Origin of the sequence: Ornithinibacillus bavariensis (assembly GCF_018333235.1) — a bacterium.
GTDB lineage: Bacteria > Bacillota > Bacilli > Bacillales > Amphibacillaceae > Ornithinibacillus > Ornithinibacillus bavariensis.
Genome location: NZ_BORP01000002.1, coordinates 531,325 through 552,413, shown reverse-complemented (window position 1 = coordinate 552,413; position 21,089 = coordinate 531,325). Strand labels below are relative to the sequence as shown.

Annotated in this window: 21 protein-coding genes; 12 read left to right on the top strand and 9 right to left on the bottom strand. The window is 35.2% G+C overall.

Features of this window, described 5'->3' with window-relative positions:
• The first annotated feature begins 235 nt into the window (after positions 1 to 235).
• Positions 236 to 1,099 (top strand): Cof-type HAD-IIB family hydrolase, encoded by an 864-nt coding sequence (locus tag KI338_RS08400; protein WP_212920548.1) that lies wholly within the window; start codon positions 236 to 238, stop codon positions 1,097 to 1,099.
• Between the two features lie 143 nt (positions 1,100 to 1,242).
• Here the strand turns inward: KI338_RS08400 and KI338_RS08395 are convergent, their stop codons facing one another.
• The 3 genes from KI338_RS08395 to KI338_RS17840 all read right to left on the bottom strand — a co-directional run bounded on the left by KI338_RS08395 (position 1,243) and on the right by KI338_RS17840 (position 4,920).
• Positions 1,243 to 2,283: a C39 family peptidase gene (locus KI338_RS08395; protein WP_212920547.1), complete on the bottom strand. Its 1,041-nt coding sequence runs from the start codon at positions 2,281 to 2,283 to the stop codon at positions 1,243 to 1,245.
• A 329-nt stretch (positions 2,284 to 2,612) separates the two neighbouring features.
• On the bottom strand, positions 2,613 to 4,466 hold the full coding sequence (asnB, locus tag KI338_RS08390) for an asparagine synthase (glutamine-hydrolyzing) (protein WP_212920546.1): 1,854 nt from the start codon (positions 4,464 to 4,466) through the stop codon (positions 2,613 to 2,615).
• A gap of 322 nt (positions 4,467 to 4,788) precedes the next feature.
• Positions 4,789 to 4,920 (bottom strand): hypothetical protein, encoded by a 132-nt coding sequence (locus tag KI338_RS17840; protein WP_280530740.1) that lies wholly within the window; start codon positions 4,918 to 4,920, stop codon positions 4,789 to 4,791.
• Between the two features lie 430 nt (positions 4,921 to 5,350).
• On the opposite strand from KI338_RS17840, the gene KI338_RS08385 reads away from it, so the two are divergent.
• Positions 5,351 to 5,812: an SRPBCC family protein gene (locus KI338_RS08385; RefSeq protein ID WP_212920545.1), complete on the top strand. Its 462-nt coding sequence runs from the start codon at positions 5,351 to 5,353 to the stop codon at positions 5,810 to 5,812.
• Positions 5,813 to 5,857: 45 nt separating this feature from the next.
• Here KI338_RS08385 and KI338_RS08380 read toward each other — a convergent pair whose 3' ends face one another.
• The gene (locus tag KI338_RS08380; RefSeq protein WP_212920544.1) at positions 5,858 to 6,121 is read right to left on the bottom strand and encodes a YciI family protein; all 264 of its coding nucleotides are present in this window, start codon (positions 6,119 to 6,121) and stop codon (positions 5,858 to 5,860) included.
• Positions 6,122 to 6,265: 144 nt separating this feature from the next.
• On the opposite strand from KI338_RS08380, the gene KI338_RS08375 reads away from it, so the two are divergent.
• A complete protein-coding gene (locus tag KI338_RS08375; RefSeq protein ID WP_212920543.1) occupies positions 6,266 to 6,730 on the top strand; it encodes a YndM family protein in 465 nt (154 codons plus the stop codon).
• A 152-nt stretch (positions 6,731 to 6,882) separates the two neighbouring features.
• Here KI338_RS08375 and KI338_RS08370 read toward each other — a convergent pair whose 3' ends face one another.
• The 4 genes from KI338_RS08370 to KI338_RS17735 all read right to left on the bottom strand — a co-directional run bounded on the left by KI338_RS08370 (position 6,883) and on the right by KI338_RS17735 (position 10,019).
• Positions 6,883 to 7,836 carry an ABC transporter permease gene (locus KI338_RS08370; RefSeq protein ID WP_212920542.1) on the bottom strand — a complete coding sequence of 318 codons (954 nt, stop codon included), beginning with the start codon at positions 7,834 to 7,836 and terminating at the stop codon, positions 6,883 to 6,885.
• Positions 7,829 to 8,755: an ABC transporter ATP-binding protein gene (locus KI338_RS08365; protein ID WP_212920614.1), complete on the bottom strand. Its 927-nt coding sequence runs from the start codon at positions 8,753 to 8,755 to the stop codon at positions 7,829 to 7,831. Before KI338_RS08365 ends, KI338_RS08370 begins: the two co-directional genes overlap by 8 nt.
• A gap of 71 nt (positions 8,756 to 8,826) precedes the next feature.
• Positions 8,827 to 9,654: a DUF418 domain-containing protein gene (locus KI338_RS08360; RefSeq protein ID WP_244853478.1), complete on the bottom strand. Its 828-nt coding sequence runs from the start codon at positions 9,652 to 9,654 to the stop codon at positions 8,827 to 8,829.
• A gap of 140 nt (positions 9,655 to 9,794) precedes the next feature.
• Positions 9,795 to 10,019 (bottom strand): hypothetical protein, encoded by a 225-nt coding sequence (locus tag KI338_RS17735; RefSeq protein ID WP_244853476.1) that lies wholly within the window; start codon positions 10,017 to 10,019, stop codon positions 9,795 to 9,797.
• A gap of 230 nt (positions 10,020 to 10,249) precedes the next feature.
• Here KI338_RS17735 and KI338_RS08355 point away from each other — a divergent pair, with 230 nt between their 5' ends.
• The 5 genes from KI338_RS08355 to KI338_RS08335 all read left to right on the top strand — a co-directional run bounded on the left by KI338_RS08355 (position 10,250) and on the right by KI338_RS08335 (position 16,894).
• Positions 10,250 to 10,960 carry a response regulator transcription factor gene (locus KI338_RS08355; protein WP_212920541.1) on the top strand — a complete coding sequence of 237 codons (711 nt, stop codon included), beginning with the start codon at positions 10,250 to 10,252 and terminating at the stop codon, positions 10,958 to 10,960.
• Entirely contained in the window at positions 10,957 to 12,693 is a 1,737-nt protein-coding gene (locus KI338_RS08350) for a sensor histidine kinase (protein WP_212920540.1), read from the top strand. Before KI338_RS08355 ends, KI338_RS08350 begins: the two co-directional genes overlap by 4 nt.
• 259 nt (positions 12,694 to 12,952) lie before the next feature.
• Complete coding sequence (gene corA, locus KI338_RS08345; RefSeq protein WP_212920539.1) at positions 12,953 to 13,903, top strand: magnesium/cobalt transporter CorA; 951 nt, start codon at positions 12,953 to 12,955, stop codon at positions 13,901 to 13,903.
• Positions 13,904 to 13,988: 85 nt separating this feature from the next.
• Positions 13,989 to 15,590, top strand: coding sequence for an esterase/lipase family protein (locus KI338_RS08340; RefSeq protein ID WP_212920538.1), 1,602 nt, complete (start codon positions 13,989 to 13,991; stop codon positions 15,588 to 15,590).
• A gap of 437 nt (positions 15,591 to 16,027) precedes the next feature.
• Positions 16,028 to 16,894, top strand: coding sequence for a YitT family protein (locus KI338_RS08335; RefSeq protein ID WP_212920537.1), 867 nt, complete (start codon positions 16,028 to 16,030; stop codon positions 16,892 to 16,894).
• Between the two features lie 77 nt (positions 16,895 to 16,971).
• Here KI338_RS08335 and KI338_RS08330 read toward each other — a convergent pair whose 3' ends face one another.
• Positions 16,972 to 17,349, bottom strand: a complete 378-nt coding sequence (locus KI338_RS08330; protein ID WP_212920536.1) for a DUF3006 family protein — start codon at positions 17,347 to 17,349, stop codon at positions 16,972 to 16,974.
• A 292-nt stretch (positions 17,350 to 17,641) separates the two neighbouring features.
• Between KI338_RS08330 and KI338_RS08325 the strand changes: the two genes are divergently transcribed.
• The 4 genes from KI338_RS08325 (at position 17,642) to KI338_RS08310 (ending at position 21,060) form a co-directional block, all read left to right on the top strand.
• On the top strand, positions 17,642 to 18,850 hold the full coding sequence (locus tag KI338_RS08325; protein WP_212920535.1) for an MBL fold metallo-hydrolase: 1,209 nt from the start codon (positions 17,642 to 17,644) through the stop codon (positions 18,848 to 18,850).
• A gap of 16 nt (positions 18,851 to 18,866) precedes the next feature.
• Positions 18,867 to 19,127 carry a DUF3006 domain-containing protein gene (locus tag KI338_RS08320; RefSeq protein WP_212920534.1) on the top strand — a complete coding sequence of 87 codons (261 nt, stop codon included), beginning with the start codon at positions 18,867 to 18,869 and terminating at the stop codon, positions 19,125 to 19,127.
• 78 nt (positions 19,128 to 19,205) lie between these two features.
• Positions 19,206 to 19,997, top strand: a complete 792-nt coding sequence (locus KI338_RS08315) for an SDR family oxidoreductase (protein ID WP_212920533.1) — start codon at positions 19,206 to 19,208, stop codon at positions 19,995 to 19,997.
• Between the two features lie 85 nt (positions 19,998 to 20,082).
• Positions 20,083 to 21,060, top strand: coding sequence for a proline dehydrogenase family protein (locus tag KI338_RS08310; RefSeq protein WP_212920532.1), 978 nt, complete (start codon positions 20,083 to 20,085; stop codon positions 21,058 to 21,060).
• Positions 21,061 to 21,089: the final 29 nt, after the last annotated feature.

Here is a 21,089-nt window from a genome sequence, read left to right as displayed (position 1 = left end):
TGAATCATTATTAATTACTTAATTCACTAAGCACCACGCTCTTTAACCATTTTAGAAATTAGTTATCTGAATGCCTATTAATTAAAGTTCACTTTTCTCTAAGTGTACTCTTGGACAGAACATTATTAATTGCGTTTTATTAGGCTAGGGTTATGTACAGCAGCTATCTTTGGGTCTTTTTTATTTTTCAGCTATAATATAGATGTACATCAAAAATATATAGGAGATATAAAACATGAAATTAATAGCAACTGATATGGATGGGACATTATTAAATGAATATGGGAAAATAAGCGAAGAAAATTGTACCGCTATTAAACACGCTTTAAATAAAGGAGTTCAGGTAGTTGTAGCAACAGGCCGTTCATATGAAGCAGCATACAAACCTCTTCAGGAAGTAGGTTTAAATCTGCCAATTATTAGCCTTAATGGTGCAAACATCCACGATCTCCATGAAAATTTACTTCAAAGTACTCCAATGGATCCAACCTCTTGTCTATCCATTCAACAGGCATGTCATAATGAAAACATGTATTTTGAAGTTTTTACAAACAAAGGGATATTTTCCGTAAGTCGAGGGCATTTTCGGGATGTATTAGTAGATATAATGGTCACCGCCCACCCAACATTTACAAAAGAAGAAATTCAAATTGCTGTTGAGCAACGCTTTCAAGACGAAAGGGTAAAATTTACCGAGGATTATCATACATTATTTCACGATCCTGCCATTGAAGTATATAAGATTCTTGCTTTTTCACTAGATGAGGCAGCCTTAAATAGAGTGAAGCAATCCTTAAGGGATCAGAATCAAATTGCTATCACTTCCTCTGGGAGTATAAATCTTGAATTTAATCATGTGCATGCACAAAAAGGAATTGCTCTAAAGTTTTTTGCAGATTCATTAAAAATTAATATGAAAGACGTCGTTGCATTTGGAGACAATTATAACGATTTAAGTATGCTACTTGATGCTGGTATTGGTATCGCAATGGAAAACGCTGAAGAGGACATTAAAAAACAATGTGATATGGTTACAAAGAAAAATACTGAGCATGGCGTCGGGTATGCTATCGAAAAGCTATTGAGTGAATCAGATTAATATACTTATTTTTTTGTATTAAAAATAACCAAAATAAGCATAGAGTATCGTGGTATGCTTATTTTGGTCTCTCAATAATTAGGACTATTGTATAGGTAATAAAATTGTCCAAGACTCTTACGGTTATTCAGCTATTGCAAGCATTATTGTATTATCATTGCATGGCTACCAGCCATCTCATATATTTCAAAGAATCTCTTTTTAGGGTATGCTATGTTTCCCTTGAGTGGATCCATTACAAATACTTGATTCTCACTAAAGCCAGTTAAAACTACAGTATGAGAGTTTCGAAGTACATCTATACGTTTATCAGTATCGCGGATATACCAAGAATAATTAAATAATGGATCTCTTTGATCAATGGTTGTCCAAATGATTACAGGTATACCTTCTAAAATATAGCTTAGCAATTCTTTCTCAGTACTCCCACTAATATCCATTGGTTGATGAGCACCTTTTACTGACTTGAAATATTGATTCGCGGTTTCAATAATAGGCTGGACATAGCTATAAAAGCCTTGGTTTTTACTTCTTGGATCACCAGCATAAGCTTCCATAGGGTTTGCCCCATATAATTTACCATTTATAACCTCAAATGGTACCTTTGGAAGATAATCATCGGCAAGTTCAGTTTTATCAGCTTCATACCCATAATAAGTTAAAATAGCTGCTAAAGATGTTACCTCACAGCCATTAGGCAATTCAGGCTGCTGAAGTGTTGCTTCAACTGGAAGTTTCATTTCTGTTGGTATTAATTCATTGTTGTCATTTCGTTTAAATGCAGTAACTACAGAGGATATCTCATTTTGAAATTCAATGGTCTCTTTTTCTGTTTTCAATTCCACCATTAGGGTTTCGTCATTCACTTGGTAAGGCAGGACGACATTTGACTGTATTACTTGATATTGCCTATTTAGTGGTAACTTTTCTGATTCTGCTATCCCATCACTAGATGTAATAAGCTCTGTTATTTTCTGCTTTGTCTCTGGGTCAATTATTTGAAATGTTGCTCCATTTATCGGGTAGCCATTATGAGAATCGACATTTACAATGGTAATAACTCCCTTAGATTCATCAAAAATATCATGCACAAACGCATATAATTTATCCCCCTGAGTAATCAGGAGGATTGTGCCTGTGAATGCAATAAATAATAGGAATGAGTTTCGCAAAATTAACTTCATTGTGAACTACTCCCTTTAGTCCATTGTTAAAAAATAATAACCACTTTATAGGTCAAAAACACTAGTTTCTCCGCAAATTAACAAACATTCAATAAGGGGTTTCTCCCACTGAAAGTTAGTGATCTAATGTTTATTTGCTTGCGGTGAATCACCAACTTACCTTCCTTGGTAATCTCGCAGGCATCTTGAAAGCAATATGTGGAATTAGTAGGTAAGTCACACTTTTCCATTTGTACAGAGTAGTAAAAAATTACTATCTACATAGGTGTACTGAAAGCATTCGCCAAAAAATTCGGCGAATGCACTTTTATAAATTTCTGATACACCATTTAATCTTCTATATCTACAAAAAATCGCTTATACCATACGAGGAATACATACACTGTCCAAATATAACGAGCACGGTTTACTTGACCGTTATAATGCTCATCTAAATATTTCACAAGTTCTTCTGTATGGAAAAACTGTTTTGCTATATCGGATTCAAAGGTTTCTTTTACAAGGTTATAATATTTGGATTGCTTCATCCAGTCACGGAATGGTACAGGAAATCCAACCTTTGGACGGTTTGCCCATTCGTCAGGAAGTACCTCATTTGCAGCTTTCCGTAGTACATATTTTGTATCAATATCATTAACTTTTAAATGTGCAGGAATCTTTCCAGCCATCTCCATTACTTCTTTATCTAAAAAAGGAACGCGAAGCTCGATAGAATGAGCAGAGCTCATTTTATCTGCTTTTAAGAGAATATCTCCAGGTAGCCAACGCTTCATATCGACATATTGCATCTTTGTCACATTATCTTTTCCTGAAACCTTTTCATATGATTCGCGGACAATTTCTGCTGGTGATGGTGCATTTTTGTAATCATCTTTTAAAACATGTATTGCATCCTTTTCATCAAATACTTTAGCTTGGCCAATAAACTTCTCCTCTACCCTTTGACCACCTTTAGTAAAGAAGGTTGTAATCCTATTTTCAGGTAACTTCTTCGCTATATTAGAAACTGCTCTTCTTAAGAAGAATGGAAGCTTTTCATAGGCACGCATTTCTTTAGATGTCTCGTACCATGCATATCCACCGAAAATTTCATCCGCACCTTCACCAGATAGGAGTACAGTTGCATGCTTGCTTGCTAATTCTGCTAAGAAATATAGCGGAACTGAGGATAGGTTAGATTGTGGCTCATCCATATGGTATTGTACAGTTGGAATAACATCAAAGAATTCATCAGCACTAATAAGCTTTTGATGATTTTCAATCCCAAGCTGTTTTGATAAATCTGCTGCGATGTTCGTCTCATTAAATATTCCCTCATAATCTTTAAATCCTACGGAGAAAGTCTTATCTGGCTTTAGGAGTGCTGTAACATAGCTTGAGTCAACTCCACCAGAAAGGAAGGAACCAACCTTCACATCACTAATACGATGGTATTTAACCGACTCTTCCATCGTTTCTTTAATTTTTTCCACATAATATTCCAATGAATTTTCTTCCGTATCAAATGGAATATCCCAATATTGCTTAATATCAATTTGACCATTCTTGTAAATCATATAGTGACCCGGTCTTAATTTATATACTCCTTTAAAAAAGGTTTCATCAAGAACAGAGTATTGGAAAGTTAAATATGGCTTTAATGCTTGTTTGTTCAATTCTTTTTGGAAGCCTGGAAACTTCAAGAATGACTTAATTTCAGAACCAAAAAGTAAAGAATTATCGGTAGTATTTTGTGTATAATAAAGTGGTTTAATACCAAAAAAGTCACGAGCAATAACTAGTGATTCCTTCTTCTTATCCCAAAGTGCAAAAGCGAACATCCCACGTAGCTTTTGAAGAATATCAATTCCGTACTCCTCATATCCATGAATAATGACTTCTGTATCACTTTGACTTTTGAAAATGTGGCCCTTTTCCTTTAAATCATCCATTAAAGTTTGGTAATTGTAGATCTCTCCATTGAAAATTATTGAAATGGAGTCATCTTCATTAAACATGGGCTGACTAGCATCTGTTGTCAGGTCAATAATTTGTAGTCTACGAAAACCTAATGTAATATTCCCATCTACGAAATATCCGTCACTGTCTGGTCCACGATGACCGATGGTATTCATCATCTCTTGAATAACACTTGCTTTATCTATATCATTTGAATTAGTTGCAAATCCTACAATACCGCACATAAACATAATCTCCTCTTATTCGGATTGAAAAACATTTTTCTATAAGATTATTTATCTATATATAATGTATGAGTAAGCCTATATCAATTCATACCTAATAATTTTATCAATTTCAAGCTTTATTCTCAAGAGAAAGTACGACAAATCCCCTTATATTTCTACAAATAGTATTTATCGTATATTTACTATTTTCTTATAACAATGGTAAAAAAGAGGAAAGGAGTAGTCCGAGGATGGACTACTCCTTTAGGTTAACCTTGGAGAGAGGGGCCATAAAAGGCTATAAGAGGATTATTGCAGAAATAAGATTAGAAGTGCTATATTATGTAAATCTAGCTAGACTAATTTCAGACAATCTTCTATTTGTTGCGGCAATAATTTCCATTAGCTGTACAATTGTTTCTTCATGTCTTTCTACTATCCTTTTTAATTCAAGAAATTCTGTTTGGTTCATTATCATACCTCCTTCTCATACCCTTGTATTATAAATACCATATTTTAAACACCGTGACTAATACTCATTTTTTAAATTTGCGACCTAAATCGACTGGTAAAATACACAATAAATAAAGTTTGCTTGGAAATATTTTTGCATAATGGCATTTTAGATAAAATAATTCCAAAGAAAATTAATTATTTGCATTCGTTCTACATTTTTCGACAATATCTAAACTTCATTCATTTGTAGCAAAACTTTCGTGAATAATTAACCATAATCCTAATATACTTTGTAACATGAATTAAAGTGAAGGTTGTATTTTTGTCCAATGGATACAAACAATTTCTTCAAAACCCTAAGTTGAACAAAGCGGCTAATAGAAGGAGTTTATGTCAGACTTTCGTTACTATATGGGTTGTTATAAGAGAATAAAGGAGGTTGTGCTATGCCTGGAGGCACCTATTCCAAGGAATTGGATTTACCAATTGAAAAAATCTGGGAGTTTGTTAGCGATATGAATAAGTGGGCACCTTTAGTACCCGGGTATATTGACCATCAAATACTTAATGAAAAACAGTCGACTTGGAAGTTTAAAGGAGATATCGGAAAAATCCAAAAAACTGTTAATATGCGAATTGATATTACCGAGTGGAAAAAACCAACGAGTGTCCGATTTACGTTAACTGGAATCAGTGAAAATGTGACAGGAAATGGTTATTTCGAGGCAGAGAGCATAACAGCTTATAAAACGAAAATGACTGGTTATCTTACGATGTCTGCAAAAGGACTAATGGGGCCAATGGTTAATCCCGTATTAAAATCGTTAATTCCCAAAACAACAAAGCGGCTTACAGAATCTGTCGCAATTAAAATAATTGAAAATCAGCGAATTGCTGCTAGAGGCTAATAAACGTGAAGGACTGCACCCATCTAAAGGGACAGTCCTTCCTATTTATGCCTGTTTCATATCCCATTCATGGATTTCATAGCCTCTTGCACCAGTTTGAATATAGGGATCCTCTTTGACTATCACCTCGACAGCATTCCGATTTTGTGCCTTATAAATGACTAGACCACCCGCTCCGTCGGTAAAGGGGCCTTTCGCAAAAATATGACCCTCTTGTTGTTTCTTCTCTAAAAAACGTAAATGCTCTGGCCTGTGAATCTTACTTTTCTCCTCGTCCTTCATAGGTAAGAATACAGCAAAATATTTCATGTAAACTCCTCTTTTCTAATTTTATTTTCCATCGTATTGATATCATATTTTTAAGTGATTTGCCAAATAATAAGAGAAATACCAGCCTAATTTTAGTGTGGACAAGTTATTGTTTTAAAACTTATCTAAAGGATGTGTTTCGCTTTGAATCTGAACTGGAAGGTAATTGGGATTAAGCTAATCATTAGTACAATTGTTGTTTTCTCTATCTTTGGGATATTTTATCATGCCAATATCATGAATTTAATAGTCGTCAGTATCCTAACAGCAGGTGTCTCTTACTTCGTTGTGGATCAGTATATTCTACCAAGAACAAATAATCTAATGGCAACACTGGCCGATTTTGTTTTGGCATTCGCAACACTTGCCGTACTTGGAAGCTTTTTAATCGTCACAGATATGCCTGTTATATTAGCTTCCTTATTCGCTGCATTTTTCCTAGCCCTAACAGAGCCTTTGCTACATGCGTATATACAGGACGGAGAGGAAAAGGAAAGGGATAATATGCGTTATGTACCAGGAAGAAATTTACAAACGGAATTTGCCGAAGAGACGGACGAGGAAACCTTGCTACGTAAAAAAGATCCAAGACGAGATCAGACAGATTAGCGAACATGTACCTCGATTACAATTTTACTGTGTTTATTATCCCCCTTACATTTTCAAAAGGATTCTAGTTAAATCTTTCTAAACTAGAATCCTTTTATCCTTTACCATAGTAAATAAGGGTAAAAGGGTTTTTTATGATTAAAATAAGCTTTTTACGAACCAGCTACATCACGCTTAACGAATACAATCCAAGATGAGATTGCGAAAAAGGCATAATAAATCAATAGGATGATGATAGAAAATGTTAGACTCATTCCTTCCATGAAAGGTTCGTTACCATTTACATATTGGCTTAAATCTGTATTCGCAAACAAAATAAATTTTGCCCAGCTATGTTCTGCAAAAAACATGACAATTGAGTTTCCTGCTAACATTAAAAATACAGCTATACCAATAGCAAGAGCACTACTCCTAAAAATACTCGAAATCATAAACGCAAAGGTAGCCATCATAATTAGATTAACCATCTTGAAACCATATCCGACTAAAACTTCTTTTATTATTGATACATACGCTAATCCATTATTCTTCTCCATTACCATATGGGGATTTAATCCATCAACACCGAAGAATAAAGCACCAATCAACCATGAAAAAGCTATTAAAAAAAGAAGTGTCAGCAAAGCAAACAATATTACTGCAACATATTTTGATAAGAGTATCTTTACTCTAGAACTAGGACGTATCAGCAATAGCTTGATTGTTCCCCACTTAAATTCATTAGCAACTATCCCAGCCGCTACAATAATAGTGAACAAGCTGATAAGTGATACTAGAATGATGTTTTCGTGTACATATTGCCAAGCACCATAGCCTGGTGGCATGATATCATGTTCTAAATAATAATTGTTTTGTTCAATTAAACCGGTATTGTACTCCTGAAAAATTGCCTCTTCTTGCATCTCCTTCGTTAATTTATTGTTTTCCTCCTGTAGCTCTTCACGCCAAGTGTCTTCATTGTAGTCCCTCGTTATGAAGTCACTAGTAATTGTAATTAATGCTGCCCCAAATAGAATGACAATAAGAAGGATATACATCACCCAAGTAGCCTTTTGGATGTAAATCTTTTTTAATTCATTTTGTGTAAGCTGCCAAAAATTAACCAATTGTGTTCTCTCCTATCAAATCAAAAAATTTATCTTCTAAGGTTGCCTTTGATACCTCTACACGATAAATGGAGATATCGTTTTTCACAAAGCTTTGAATGACGTTTGGTATGAGTTCCCGTTGACAATGAAAATGAATCAATCCACGATCGAAGTCCCCATCCATTCCAAATTCTTCTTTCATAATGCTAATAGCTTTGTTAGCTGGTTTTGCTTCTAATTGGACCCGACAAACCAGTTCTTCTATGTCATCTGCTATAGGACTCACCGATTGAATGGCGACTAGCTCCCCATTCTTTATAACTGCAATCCGATCACACATCAATTCTATTTCGGATAACAGATGACTAGAGATAATCACAGCCACATTTTCCTCTGTCGCTAGCCTGCGAATATATTGACGAATTTCTCTTATCCCTGCTGGATCAAGCCCATTAGTCGGTTCATCTAAAATAAGAACAGAAGGCTTATGTAACAATGCTTGAGCAATTCCTAATCGTTGACGCATTCCTAAAGAGTACTTGTTCACCTTTTGCTTAATCGCTTTTTCCAGGCCTACTAAGGAAATAACCTCTTGAACTCTCTCCTTACTAATACCAGGAATCATCCTAGCAAAGTGGTTTAAATTTTGTAAGCCTGTCATAAACGGATACATTTCCGGATTCTCTACAATAGCACCAACCTCACGTATTGCCTCTTTATAATGATGTTTTATACTTTTACCTTGTATAACCACATCCCCTTCTGTAATTCTCATTAGACCTACCATCATACGGATTGTTGTTGTTTTCCCTGCCCCGTTTGGTCCAAGAAAGCCAAAAACTTCACCAGATTTAATTTCAAATTCTAATCCTTTAATGATTTGTTTCTTTCCTATTGATTTCTTCAGATTTATTAGTTTCATTGCTGTATTATCCAATAGATATCGCCCCTTAAATCGATTATTAAAGTTAGACTGTGAGAGGACTACCATCCTCCCTCCATACTTTTTTAACTACCCACAGCTTTCTGTCCCGTATGTTGCTTTTTCTTTAGAGTGGTCTTTACCCTTCCTTTCCATGTTAAATAGGTGAAAACCCTCAACAGCTTTTCAAATGGCCCCATTTTCCAAAGTCTTAAATAATAATAACTAGCTATAAATTGGAGGCTATATATCCCGATAGCTAATATAATTCCATAAAATACACCGATCTTGCCAAATAGACCTATACCATATCCATAAAAAATAGAGGTACAAATGATGCTTTGAAGTAAATAATTGGTCATCGATAGGCGCCCAACTTTTTCAAAAAACAATAAAAAGCTCCACCTTTTTTCGGTATATAGAATACTGAATAGAAAGATATATCCAATTGCAAGAAGTGGTGCCCCAATCATATATAGACTCTCACCTAATGCAAAATCTAGGAAAACGAATTTGATTGATTTTAAGATAAGCCCAGTCACTAAAAAGATTACTGCAAAACGGATATACCTTTTTCTTTCCTGACTAGGATCTGTAAACCAGCCACTTTTAGCGGCATACATCCCGAATAAAAGCATTGGACAATACATCATCGGTGCCAACAATAGAATAAATAAGTAAGCATAATCTGGAATACCTAAAGGAAGATCTGCATTCAAGCGAAAATCAACGGTTTCCCAATATCCTCCAGATGAATAAATTGTCGTTTCCTTCTGAACATATGCTTCAGCACTTGTTATTTCCTTAGCTGATTTTTCAAATTCTCCTAGTCCTAAGATAGATGTTAGGGTAAATAAAACAATCGCCCAAATGAAAAGTGTCCTTTTCTTTCGATTTAAGAAGAACAAAGTCACAAAACCTAGCATCCCATAAGCAAATAAAATATCTCCCTCCCAAATAAACGTACTATGCAGTAATCCAATAACCAATAATAGAAAGAACCGACGGACTAGATGCCATATCGTTCTTTTATTGTGATATTCAAGTTTATTTTTCAGTAGAATAATAGAATAACCAAATAAAAACAAAAAATAGGCATAAAGCTAGATTCTACAAATATCTTTACCCACACATATGCAGGCATATCAAATGCTGTTAGCTGAAAGCTAGCTATACTATCCTTGCCAAACATCCCATATTGAAAGATAAGCATGTTTGCAATCAATATACCTATTAAACTAAGACCTCTTAACCCATCAATAATTTGTAATCTTCTCATCTCTCTTTACTCCTTCTTCATCTCTAAAGTTATCGTAGCAATTCCAGTTTTCTACAAATTGAACAAAAGTTTACCAATAGATAAATTATTAATAATTCTGTGCCATTGAGAGATCCTTTGCTTTTCTATGGGTTGTTGGCATATTCTTAATGGAATTCTTACTTACTGTAATAATTTTTTGTTCAACTTCTCGTAAACTTCAAATGGTATGATAAATTGGGGTGAGGAAGTTGAAAGATATATCTATACTGATTGTTGATGACGAAAAATCAATCGTAACGATGCTAGAAACAATGTTGCATAAAGAGGGGTTTCATTATGTATACAAAGCCCACACGGGAAAGGATGCATTGAAGTTCTTAGAGGGAAATACCGTTGATATTATTATTCTTGATGTCATGCTTCCTGATGGAAATGGGTTTGAATTTTGTCCACAAATAAAACAGCTTTCGAACGCTTATATCCTGTTTTTGACTGCTAGGGTCTCTGACTTAGATGTTCTGACTGGCTTTGCAACAGGGGGCGATGATTATGTTACCAAACCATTTAACCCTTTAGAGATTGCTGCTAGAATTAAAGCGTATATCAGAAGGGCTGAAAGTCAGATTCAAAATACCTCTATTCCACAGAAGCGATATGAATATGGAAGATTTGTATTAGATGAAGCAGCTGGAGAATTGATCGTAGCGGGAAAGGTGGTCAGTTGTCCTTCACAGGTCTATTTACTATTACTTTATTTTTGTAAACATCCAAATATTGTATTATCCAAATCTACCCTCCTGGAAGCAGTATGGGGATTTGATAGCTATGTAGATGATAATACCGTTTCTGTACATATTAGAAGAATTCGAGAAAAAATTGAGAAAGACCCTAGTAATCCTGAGTATCTTGTTACAGTTCGTGGACTTGGCTATAAACTAGTAAAAGGAAATATATCATGAAAAAGTTAAGATGGCGTTTATTTTTAAATTTTTTACTGCAATTTATTCTAATTGCTGCTTCAATGCTGCTTGTTATCTTATTCACCTTAATATTTGCAGTATTGTTTTTTACACAAAATTATTCGCAACATAATTACTATCAAGCAATGATTGAAGCCATTTCCATGGATACAGGGAATTCTTTCACCGAATTAGAAATGACTGACGGCTGGGACAAAAACCTTTCCAAAGATAATGTATGGGTGCAAATAATTAATGAGGATGGACATGTCATTGATTCAGGAAATGTGCCAAGCAATATTCCAAAATTTTATAGCCATAATGATTTAATCACTTTAAAAGAGTCGAAGGAGCTTTATGGATATTCACTAGTTTTTTATTTGGAAACTACATATAAAGATAATTACCTATTTATTTTAGGCTACGAGGATAGAGCGAATCAATTATTACATCAAATTGTACAGAACTATGGTAGAGCGGGATATATTTCAGATAAGGATGTCCCCTACGTACAGGCTATACTAGAAAAAAACGAAGGAAAACTAGAAATTTATGATTCAAGTGACACATTACAGCTAACAATCGGCGAAGATATTGATAGTGGAAAGCCGATAGACGTTTTTGTAAGGGATGAATATCCAGATACTTTTTCTACTAAAGAAACTACCTATCAAGATCCAGATTCTGGAGTATTATGGGTACTTTACACACCAAATGAGAATAATAAGGAAATTGAGTTTAACGAAGCTCGTAATGTTTTAATTGCCTTTGCAGTTACTGCATTTATTGTTCTTTTCATCACGATCCTAGTATCCATTTGGAATGGTTTTCGATATGGGAACCCTTTGTTTATCTTCACTAATTTCCTGAGTAGGCTTGGAGATGAGCAATATGAAGAAGTACTTACATCTCGTGAAAAGAAACAAATTTTTAAACGTAATGGAAAAGTTAAATTTCGCTATCGATTATATAAAGAAGTTTTTCAAGCTTTTTATACTATGGCCGAAAAATTAAATAGCTCGAAAAAGGAAAGGGAACTGTTAGAAAAATCGAGAGAAGAATGGATGGTAGGAATATCTCATGATTTACGTACTCCGCTAACCACAATGCAAGGGTACGGAAAACTATTAGAAAATGAAGGATACGATTGGACGAAGGAAGAACTAACTGAAATCGGTAAAACGATTAATGATAAAAGTGAATATATGGTTAGGCTAATTGAAGATTTTACTCTAAGTTTTCATTTAAAAAATGATAACAACCATTTCTTGTTTGAATCTGTAGAACTAAACGCATTCCTGAAGGCGATCACGGAAAAATACTTTAACGATCGAACCATTGAGGACTATGCAATTAATGTCCACTTATTGAATTATGAAGTCTATTTGTCTATGAATAAAAGACTTTTCGAGAGAATGATGGATAATCTCATTTATAATGCAATCAAACATAATCCAAAAAATACGACGATTGATATACATGTTGTGGATGTTACGGAGAGTGACCAAATAATGATAACTATTAGTGATAATGGTGTTGGTATGGATGAGAGCACGAAACAGCATTTATTTGATCGTTTCTATCGTGGCACCAATACAGATGAAAGAGTGGAAGGAACCGGACTTGGCATGAGCATTGCTTTACAGATTGCAAAGCTCCATAAAGGAGATTTTCAGGTGGAATCAGAAGAAAATGAAGGCACGACCATTTCTGTATCATTACCAATTGAATGACAATATGCAAAAAGGAATTTCATTTACGAAATTCCTTTTTGTCTTTTTTCTAAGTCTCAGGATGATAATTCACCTATTTGCCTGTACATGGTTTCTAAATATGGTGTTTTACATTCACCCATGAACTTCCTAATGACAATTGAATAATAGAACCGCTCAGTAATGTAAAAATTAAAGCCAATAGCATTTATACATAATTAGACTGCTAAATGCACAAACTTAGAGGATGAAGTAACTTTAGTTTGAAGGGGAAAATCCATTGATTCAAGTAATTGCTATCTCAAATAAAAATGAACGAATAACAGATTTAACGATTGAGAGTGTTGACTTTGATAGGTTCAAATGGTGGTGGATTGATTTTAATAATCCAACAGAAGACGAAATCAAGAAGCTTGATTCTGTGCTACATTTCCACCAATTAGCGATTGAGGACTGCATTTTTGGCCAACAACGAGCGAAGCTAGATTATTATGATGATTATTCATTAATCGTCACCCATACACTCGGTCCAACGGATTTTGATCAATATGAGCTTAACTTCTTTATCGGTCCAAATTATATCGTTACCTTTCATCTGTCAGATCTTAATGAGGTTAATCAAGTATGGAATAACTTCTTATTAATAGAGGATCTAAGTGAATGGGATGAATACCGTATTTTTTATGAACTATTTGACAAGATAGTCGATAACTTTTTTCCAATAATTTATGAGCTAGAGGATAAAATTAACGAGGTTGAGCAAAATCCACACGATTTATCGATGGACATTCTTCTCGATTATTTATTTGAGCTCCGTCATCAATTATTAAAACTACGTCATGCGATTCACCCTATCCGGGATTTACTTTATCGTATATTAAATTCACATCATCTCGTTGGAATTGAGGAACGAAAGGAATACTTTCGTGACATCTATGACCATTTATTAAAACTTTCGGAAATGATAGAGTCCAATCGTGAAATAACAAATGATATTCGGGATAATTTTATCTCCTTAAACTCCTACCAACAAAATAAAGTAATACAAATTTTAACCGTGATTACTTCAATATTTGCACCATTAACCTTTATTGCTGGTATATATGGAATGAACTTTATCCATATGCCAGAGCTTAAATGGCAATATGGCTACTTTATTATTCTTGCTGTAATGGCTATAATCACTATTTTCATGATTATTTGGTTTAAGAAAAAAGGCTGGTTTGACTAACTTTTCTACTTTCCCAACCTTAACCCCTCATGAAAGCCCTTTCAATTGAATAAAATGGAAGGACTATTTCATGAGGAGGAATATAATGACCAGACGTTTTTCTATTTGTGCTTTGTTCGTTTTTTTTAGCATTTTCTTTACTATACCAGGCTCTATATCCGCTTTAGAAAAAAACATATTAACTACAGAACTTGCTGATCCTACTCCAGTTAAACAAGCTGAACCGAACTTCATGGTATCTGGTAAGGCGAATAATGGAAATAATGAGGTTCCTGGTGAATGGTATATAGGGGAAACACCACCAAATTTGATTACAAATTCCCCTATTCTTCTATTTGTTCCTGGACTAAATAATGTCGCACAGATTTTTTGGGAAGATAACGATATGTATCAAACAGCATATAATGCTGGTTATCAAACTACCTTTGTTCAGCTTTATGATGCTGGAGGAGCAAGTGCTGATATGTGGGAAAATGGACAGCTTCTAGCAGATAAAATTAAGGAAATATCGAATCACTTTGGAGGAAGACCGATTACTGTCGTCGCTTATAGTAAAGGTGGTGTAGATACACAAACAGCCCTTACCTATTATGGGGCATGGCAATATGTGGATAATGTTATTACATTGTCGAGTCCACATCATGGCTCCCAGTTAGCAGACCTAGCTTATAGTTCCTCTGCAGGATGGTTGGCTCGCTTAATAGGGGCAACAGGGGATGGAACCTTCTCAATGCAAATGGGATATATGGCCGATTACCGTAACCAAACTGATATTCAACCGAAAGCTTACTACAATAATTATTACACGCTAGGCGGAACAAGCTGGGGGAGTGTGTTTTCTTCCACATGGTTTGGAGGCATTTACTTATCCCAATATGGTCCAAATGATGGGGTTGTGACTACTGTGAGTAGTCAGTTACCACATGGGCAAGTACTAGCTATAGATAATTGGAACCATACATCTGTGCGTACAGGTACAACCTTCCCTATCTTTCAAAACTATTTATCTGATAACGATTATTTTCATTCTTCCTTCCAAGAACCGATTCACAGCAAAGTTTCCCCATCCTTTAATCAATGGGTTGACGGGGGACCTTTAACAGCTAACAAACAGGCTGCTATATCATTTGTAGTAGAAGACGGTGTCCAGGAGCTTAACCTAAATATGATGACCTCTACAGAACGGATGAAGTTAAAACTTGTTTCCCCTACAGGAGATGAAGTTGCTCCAAAATTCCAAGTAAACAAAGTGGAAGAAGGAGTATTCAAGGGTGCTATTCAGACCAAAATTACTTTAAAGGTTCCACAAGACGGGAAGTGGAACTTATACGTAACAGCAGAACAAGAGGATGCTTACCTATTCGTTGCAACATATGATGAGTTACAACCTAAACTCGTTCAAAGTAAAAAGTTCACCCTAAATAAATCCTCCCTCCTTTATCAAATAGACGGAAATCCGAAAGCCGTGCGAGAAGGTTCTCTACAGGCTACCTACAAAATTACCCAATCAAGCGATCCTACTATTTCTCAATCAGTCACTACTTCGGGAAAGAACAATTCACTTTCGCAATCAATAACCTTTCCAAACCGAGATGAAGTATATAATATTACCATTGAAATAGACGGAATCACTAAAAATGGAATCCCCTTTAAACGAACCCTCATTGATTCGGTTTACGTAGAATAATAGACATTAAATCTGCCATCACCCCTATAAGGCTGATGGCAGATTATCTATTAGATTTTATAATAATTTAGAATCGGGCAATTCGTTCCTTTCAAAATACTTGGAAGGAACCGAAGCCACTTCAATCAAATTGTAGATAGCACAAGTTCTTTAAACTACGCTTGGAATCATTTACATTTCCCTATTGCATCAATAATGGAGGGAGCCTATTAATCAAAGGAGATAAAAATTCAAAAATAACTATAAGGATGTAACTAGAAATTTGTCGATAAAATGAGCAATTATTGAATCTATCCCCCCAACCCTAACTACGAAAAGTTCTACATAATCAACAGAAAAAGTATGATTATGGAGAGTTTAGCACAACATAAAATGACATTTTTTAGTATACTTTAAAAGTACCATTTATTTCATATTTTTATAAAGAGGGTGTATATATGGGGAAACAGCATAGAAAGGAAAATTTTCCCAGGCTGATTGCTCGGTACTTTATGATGTTAATTGGGGCTTTACTTGCTGCCATCTCACTGGAATTATTTTTAGTACCGAATTCAATTATTGACGGTGGTGTCATCGGTATTTCGCTAATAACCAACCATCTAACTGGCCTTAATTTTGGTATTTTAATCTTACTTTTCAATATTCCATTTTTATTTGCTGGTTATCGACATATTGGAAAAAACTTCGTATTCTCTTCTCTATTTAGTATTATTGCACTTGCACTTATTGAACCAGCACTTCACGCTATCCCACCGGTTACGGATGAACCGTTATTATCTACTGTATTTGGAGGAATTATTTTAGGAACCGGAGTAGGTATTGTTATTCGTAATGCCGGCGCCCTAGATGGAACAGACATCTTAGGAATTCTTCTATCTAAAAAGTTCCCCTTCTCGGTTGGAGAATTTATTATGTTCTTTAACCTTTTCATCTTTGGTTGGGCAGGCTTTGTACTTGGCTGGGATCAAGCAATGTTATCCATTATCACCTACTTTATTGCATCAAAAGCAATAGATATTGTTGGACAAGGCTTTACAGGCGATACAAAAGCAGCAATTATTGTTTCGGATGAGCATGAAGAGGTTGGTGAGGCCATTCAGCATCGTCTTGGACGTATGATTACGAAATTGTATGGAAAAGGTGGGTATATCGAAAATGACAAGGAAGTTATCTTTGTTGTCTTAACCCGTCTAGAAATTGCAAAACTGAAGTCAATTGTACACGAAACCGATCCGAAAGCATTCATCACCATCGTGGATGCCCAGGAAGCTCATGGTGGAAAATTTAAATCTGCAATCCACTAAGAATTATTAGCATCGAAGCTTGTAACGGTAATCAGTATATAGGAAAATATGCCTTTTAATTTAGTAGGCATATTTTTTTATTTTCTTTTTTCGTTTAGTTGTTGTCGTAATACTGTTAACCGCCTTCTTTCCTTTCGTGTTTTATTATCATCAACAGATATTCCTCTTACACGGTTATCCTCGAAATATATGGATACCCACGTACTTGGATTAATTTCTTCCTCTACTTTATCTATTGGAACTACGATTTCTCTATTATCATTCTCGAGAAGAATGATGTAAAACTTTTCTTCTATTCGATCAACCACTCCCTGATGTTCCCGTTTGAACGATTTTTCCCTATTTACTTCTACCGTCTTCCCGGTACAAATATTAACGAATCCACTAAGTATGTAAAGAAGTACTAAGGTGGTTATGCATGTGTCTCGACATTTATTTTCAATGAAATATCGCATCGCCATTCTTCCTTATCCTTTTTAGATTAGTATGGCAGTTGGATAGAAAAATCTCATCTTGGTAAAAAACTAATTTATCGGAGTATGCAGTTCAAAATGACTGATTTTCTTAATATTAATGTGCATTTTCACCTTCAAAAATTAACTAAACAGTTGAAACAATCATTTTTAAAAATTTTTTCGAAGCTATATCTAATTCTCCTTACATTAGCTATGATTACTTCATATAGATTTACCTGTGTATTTTTGCTACGATTAATAAGGATTTTATTTTTATTGGGGGAAATTATATATGTATAAAAGGCTCATACTTCCTGTGCTTATGACAATCTTATTAGTAGCCTGTGGTCAGAGCATGGATCAAGAAATTAATGCAGATGATTCCCATAGTAATACGGGAACTACAAAGCAAGAAGAGGAGATGGAAAAGGATAACCTCTCTGAATTAAAGGTCCATTTCTTAGATGTCGGTCAAGCAGATGCCACATTTTTTCAATTTGGTACACACGCTATTCTCTTTGACACAGGGGATTGGAGCGGAAATGAAGTAGTAGATTACATAACCTCACTAGGTGTTTCTAAAATCGATTTAGTTATTGGTAGCCACCCTGATGCTGATCATATTGGTCAATTAGCGAATGTAATGCAATCCTTTAAGGTGGAGGAAGTATGGCTATCAGGAAACGAAAGTACTTCACAAACCTTCCAACGAGGACTTGAAGCGATATTAGCTAGTGATGCAGAATATGCTGAACCTAGATCTGGAGAACATTATAGGATTGGCTCGATGGATATTAAGATACTGAATCCCAAATCAATAACGGGGGCTTCCAATGAGGAATCCATTGCCATGCTTTTAACCTATGGAAATATTAAATTCATCCTAACTGGAGATGCTGACCAAAACGCAGAGCAACAGATGATGAAATTAGGAATCGATTTAGATGCCGATATAATGAAATTAGGGCACCATGGCTCCAATACGTCAAGTAGTCCCTCCTTTATACAAGCTGTAAGTCCAGAGGTCGCCATCTATAGTGCCGGAGCGGAAAACAGTTATGGACATCCACATGCAGAAGTAGTTTCTCGTATCCAAAAAGCGGGAATTGACTTATATGGGACAGATGTTCATGGAACGATTGTCGTCACAACAGATGGTATTAATTACAAGATTGATACAAAAAAACAGGGAACCATTAAACCAAAAAGCACCGAACATAGGGCAAGTTCCCCGTCTACTTCAGTTTCAAGCTCTAGTAGGAAAAAAAGCGGAGGCTCTAGCAGTAATAATAAGCAATCCACATCGAGTGGGAGCTGTATTGATATTAATACGGCTTCTAATGAAGAGGTAGAGCGTATTAAACATATTGGTCCAGAACTAGCTCAGGACTTAATTAATCTTCGTCCTTTTAGTTCTGTTAGTGATCTTACTAGAATTAAAGGAATTGGACCGGCAAGAATAAAGGATATCGAGGAAGAAGGACTTGCCTGTGTAAAATAATTATTTGGAGGTAATTATGAAAGGCGTATTCGATCGTATAGAGGGAAACAGTGCTGTCATTCTAATAGAAGAAGAAAAAGCAGAGCTTGTTGTACCTGTGAATGAACTTCCGAACGGGAGCAAAGTGAACACCATCTTCTCCATAGATAAAGTTGATGAAAAATATCATATCATTGGCATTGATCAAATAGCAGAACAGGAGGCGAAAGAAAAAACATCAAATCTATTAGCAAAGCTTCGTGCCAAAAGCACTGGTAGCAAATTTAAGAATGACTAACGATAAATGATTCCCTACATTAGATTTTTCTAATGGATATTGGACTTTGGATGATTTTTAACATAGGAGGTTGGTAGAATGGATCTTGGATTAAAGGATAAATCTGTCATTGTACTGGCGGCTAGTAAAGGACTTGGAAGAGCTACAGCTGAAGCATTTGCAGAAGAAGGAGCATCAATTATTATCTCCAGTCGTAATGAAGAGGAACTTAAAACAGTCGCATTAGCGATTCAGGACAAGACGAATAACCGTAATGTTTACTTTAAGACTTGTGATGTCACTAATCCTACTGATATTAAAGAACTGGTTCAATTTGCAATAGAAAAGAATAGTAGAGTGGATGTGCTTGTTAATAATGCCGGTGGTCCACCAGCGGGTGAATTTTTGAAGTTTAGTGATGAGGAGTGGCAGCATGCTTTTGAACTTAACCTATTAAGCTTTGTAAGAGCCATACGAGAAGTCATCCCATACATGAAAGAGCAAAAAAGTGGTCATATTATCAATTTCACATCCTCTTCTATCAAACAAACATTAGATAATCTTATCCTTTCTAACACTTTTCGTGCAGGAGTTGTGGGATTAGCAAAAGGGCTTTCTCAAGAGCTTGCACATGATAATATTTTAATTAATACAATAGGTCCTGGCAGAATAGCTACTGATCGCGTAGCAGAACTTGACCAAATCCGTGCAAATAATCTTGGAAAGTCCTATGACGAAGTGAGAAAAGAAACCGAAAACAGTATTCCTATTGGTCGTTATGGGCTACCAGAGGAATTTGCAAAGCATGTTGTCTTTCTATGTTCTGCTGCTAACACATATGTTACAGGACAAACCCTCCTCGTTGACGGTGGACTAGTAAAAGCATTATAAAAAGCGATGCATCTGAAATCAAAAGTGACAGAAACCCACATTTTCCGATATAATAAAAGAAAAAATATAAATGAGGTATGAAGAGATGTCATTAAAGGATTTTTTCATTGGAATGTCTCAAAATCAATTTTTAAATAGTGCTGCAAAAAAATATGGTCTAAAATTAGGAGCACAATCTGTTGTTGCGGGTACGAATATACAAGAAATGATTCAATCGGTTAAAGAATTAAATGCGCAGGGAATTTCCGCTACCATCGATAATCTTGGAGAATTTGTTTATGAGGAAGAGGAAGCCTTAAAGGCTAAAAACCAAATTCTTGAGGTAATTGAAGCTATCAAAATAAATGATATTGATGCCCATATTTCATTAAAGCCTACACAATTGGGACTGGATATAGACTATGAATTCTGTAGGAAGAATTTGAGAGAAATCGTTTCAAAAGCATATGAATATGGCATATTCATTAACTTTGATATGGAAGACTATGGCCATTTAAAACCATCCTTTGACTTGTTAGACGAACTTTCTAAGGACTATGACAATATTGGAACAGTTATTCAGGCCTATTTCTATGAGTCCATTAAAAATATTGAAAAGTATAAGGACTATCGCTTACGTATTGTAAAAGGCGCCTATAAAGAACCTGAAACCGTTGCCTTTCAGGATAAAAAGGATATTGATCAAAATTTCCTAAAACTAATAGAATATCATTTACTAAGTGGCAAATTCACTTCGATTGCAACGCATGACCATCGCATTATTAATCATGTAAAGCAATTCGTACAAGAAAACAATATTCCATTAGACAAATTTGAGTTTCAAATGCTTTACGGATTCCGTAAAGAAATGCAAATCGAGCTTGCAAAAGAAGGATACAACTTCTGTACATATGTTCCTTTTGGTGATGACTGGTATGGATATTATATGCGTCGCCTAGCAGAGCGCCCACAAAATATGAATCTAGTAGTCAAACAAGTATTCAATAAGAAAACGAACACGGTAATCGGGGTGGCGGCTGGTGCATTCCTATTAGGTAGACTTACAAAACGTAAAAAGAAATAGATAGAAAAAAGATGCGATTTTCTCGCATC

What these genes read in the sequence shown, in the direction of transcription:
- KI338_RS08400 (WP_212920548.1), top strand. Translation starts at nt 236, where the DNA reads ATGAAATTAATAGCAACTGATATGGATGGGACATTATTAAATGAATAT.
- KI338_RS08395 (WP_212920547.1), bottom strand. Translation starts at nt 2,283, where the DNA reads ATGAAGTTAATTTTGCGAAACTCATTCCTATTATTTATTGCATTCACA.
- asnB (WP_212920546.1), bottom strand. Translation starts at nt 4,466, where the DNA reads ATGTGCGGTATTGTAGGATTTGCAACTAATTCAAATGATATAGATAAA.
- KI338_RS17840 (WP_280530740.1), bottom strand. Translation starts at nt 4,920, where the DNA reads ATGAACCAAACAGAATTTCTTGAATTAAAAAGGATAGTAGAAAGACAT.
- KI338_RS08385 (WP_212920545.1), top strand. Translation starts at nt 5,351, where the DNA reads ATGCCTGGAGGCACCTATTCCAAGGAATTGGATTTACCAATTGAAAAA.
- KI338_RS08380 (WP_212920544.1), bottom strand. Translation starts at nt 6,121, where the DNA reads ATGAAATATTTTGCTGTATTCTTACCTATGAAGGACGAGGAGAAAAGT.
- KI338_RS17735 (WP_244853476.1), bottom strand. Translation starts at nt 10,019, where the DNA reads ATGAGAAGATTACAAATTATTGATGGGTTAAGAGGTCTTAGTTTAATA.
- KI338_RS08350 (WP_212920540.1), top strand. Translation starts at nt 10,957, where the DNA reads ATGAAAAAGTTAAGATGGCGTTTATTTTTAAATTTTTTACTGCAATTT.
- KI338_RS08340 (WP_212920538.1), top strand. Translation starts at nt 13,989, where the DNA reads ATGACCAGACGTTTTTCTATTTGTGCTTTGTTCGTTTTTTTTAGCATT.
- KI338_RS08335 (WP_212920537.1), top strand. Translation starts at nt 16,028, where the DNA reads ATGGGGAAACAGCATAGAAAGGAAAATTTTCCCAGGCTGATTGCTCGG.
- KI338_RS08330 (WP_212920536.1), bottom strand. Translation starts at nt 17,349, where the DNA reads ATGCGATATTTCATTGAAAATAAATGTCGAGACACATGCATAACCACC.
- KI338_RS08325 (WP_212920535.1), top strand. Translation starts at nt 17,642, where the DNA reads ATGTATAAAAGGCTCATACTTCCTGTGCTTATGACAATCTTATTAGTA.
- KI338_RS08320 (WP_212920534.1), top strand. Translation starts at nt 18,867, where the DNA reads ATGAAAGGCGTATTCGATCGTATAGAGGGAAACAGTGCTGTCATTCTA.
- KI338_RS08315 (WP_212920533.1), top strand. Translation starts at nt 19,206, where the DNA reads ATGGATCTTGGATTAAAGGATAAATCTGTCATTGTACTGGCGGCTAGT.
- KI338_RS08310 (WP_212920532.1), top strand. Translation starts at nt 20,083, where the DNA reads ATGTCATTAAAGGATTTTTTCATTGGAATGTCTCAAAATCAATTTTTA.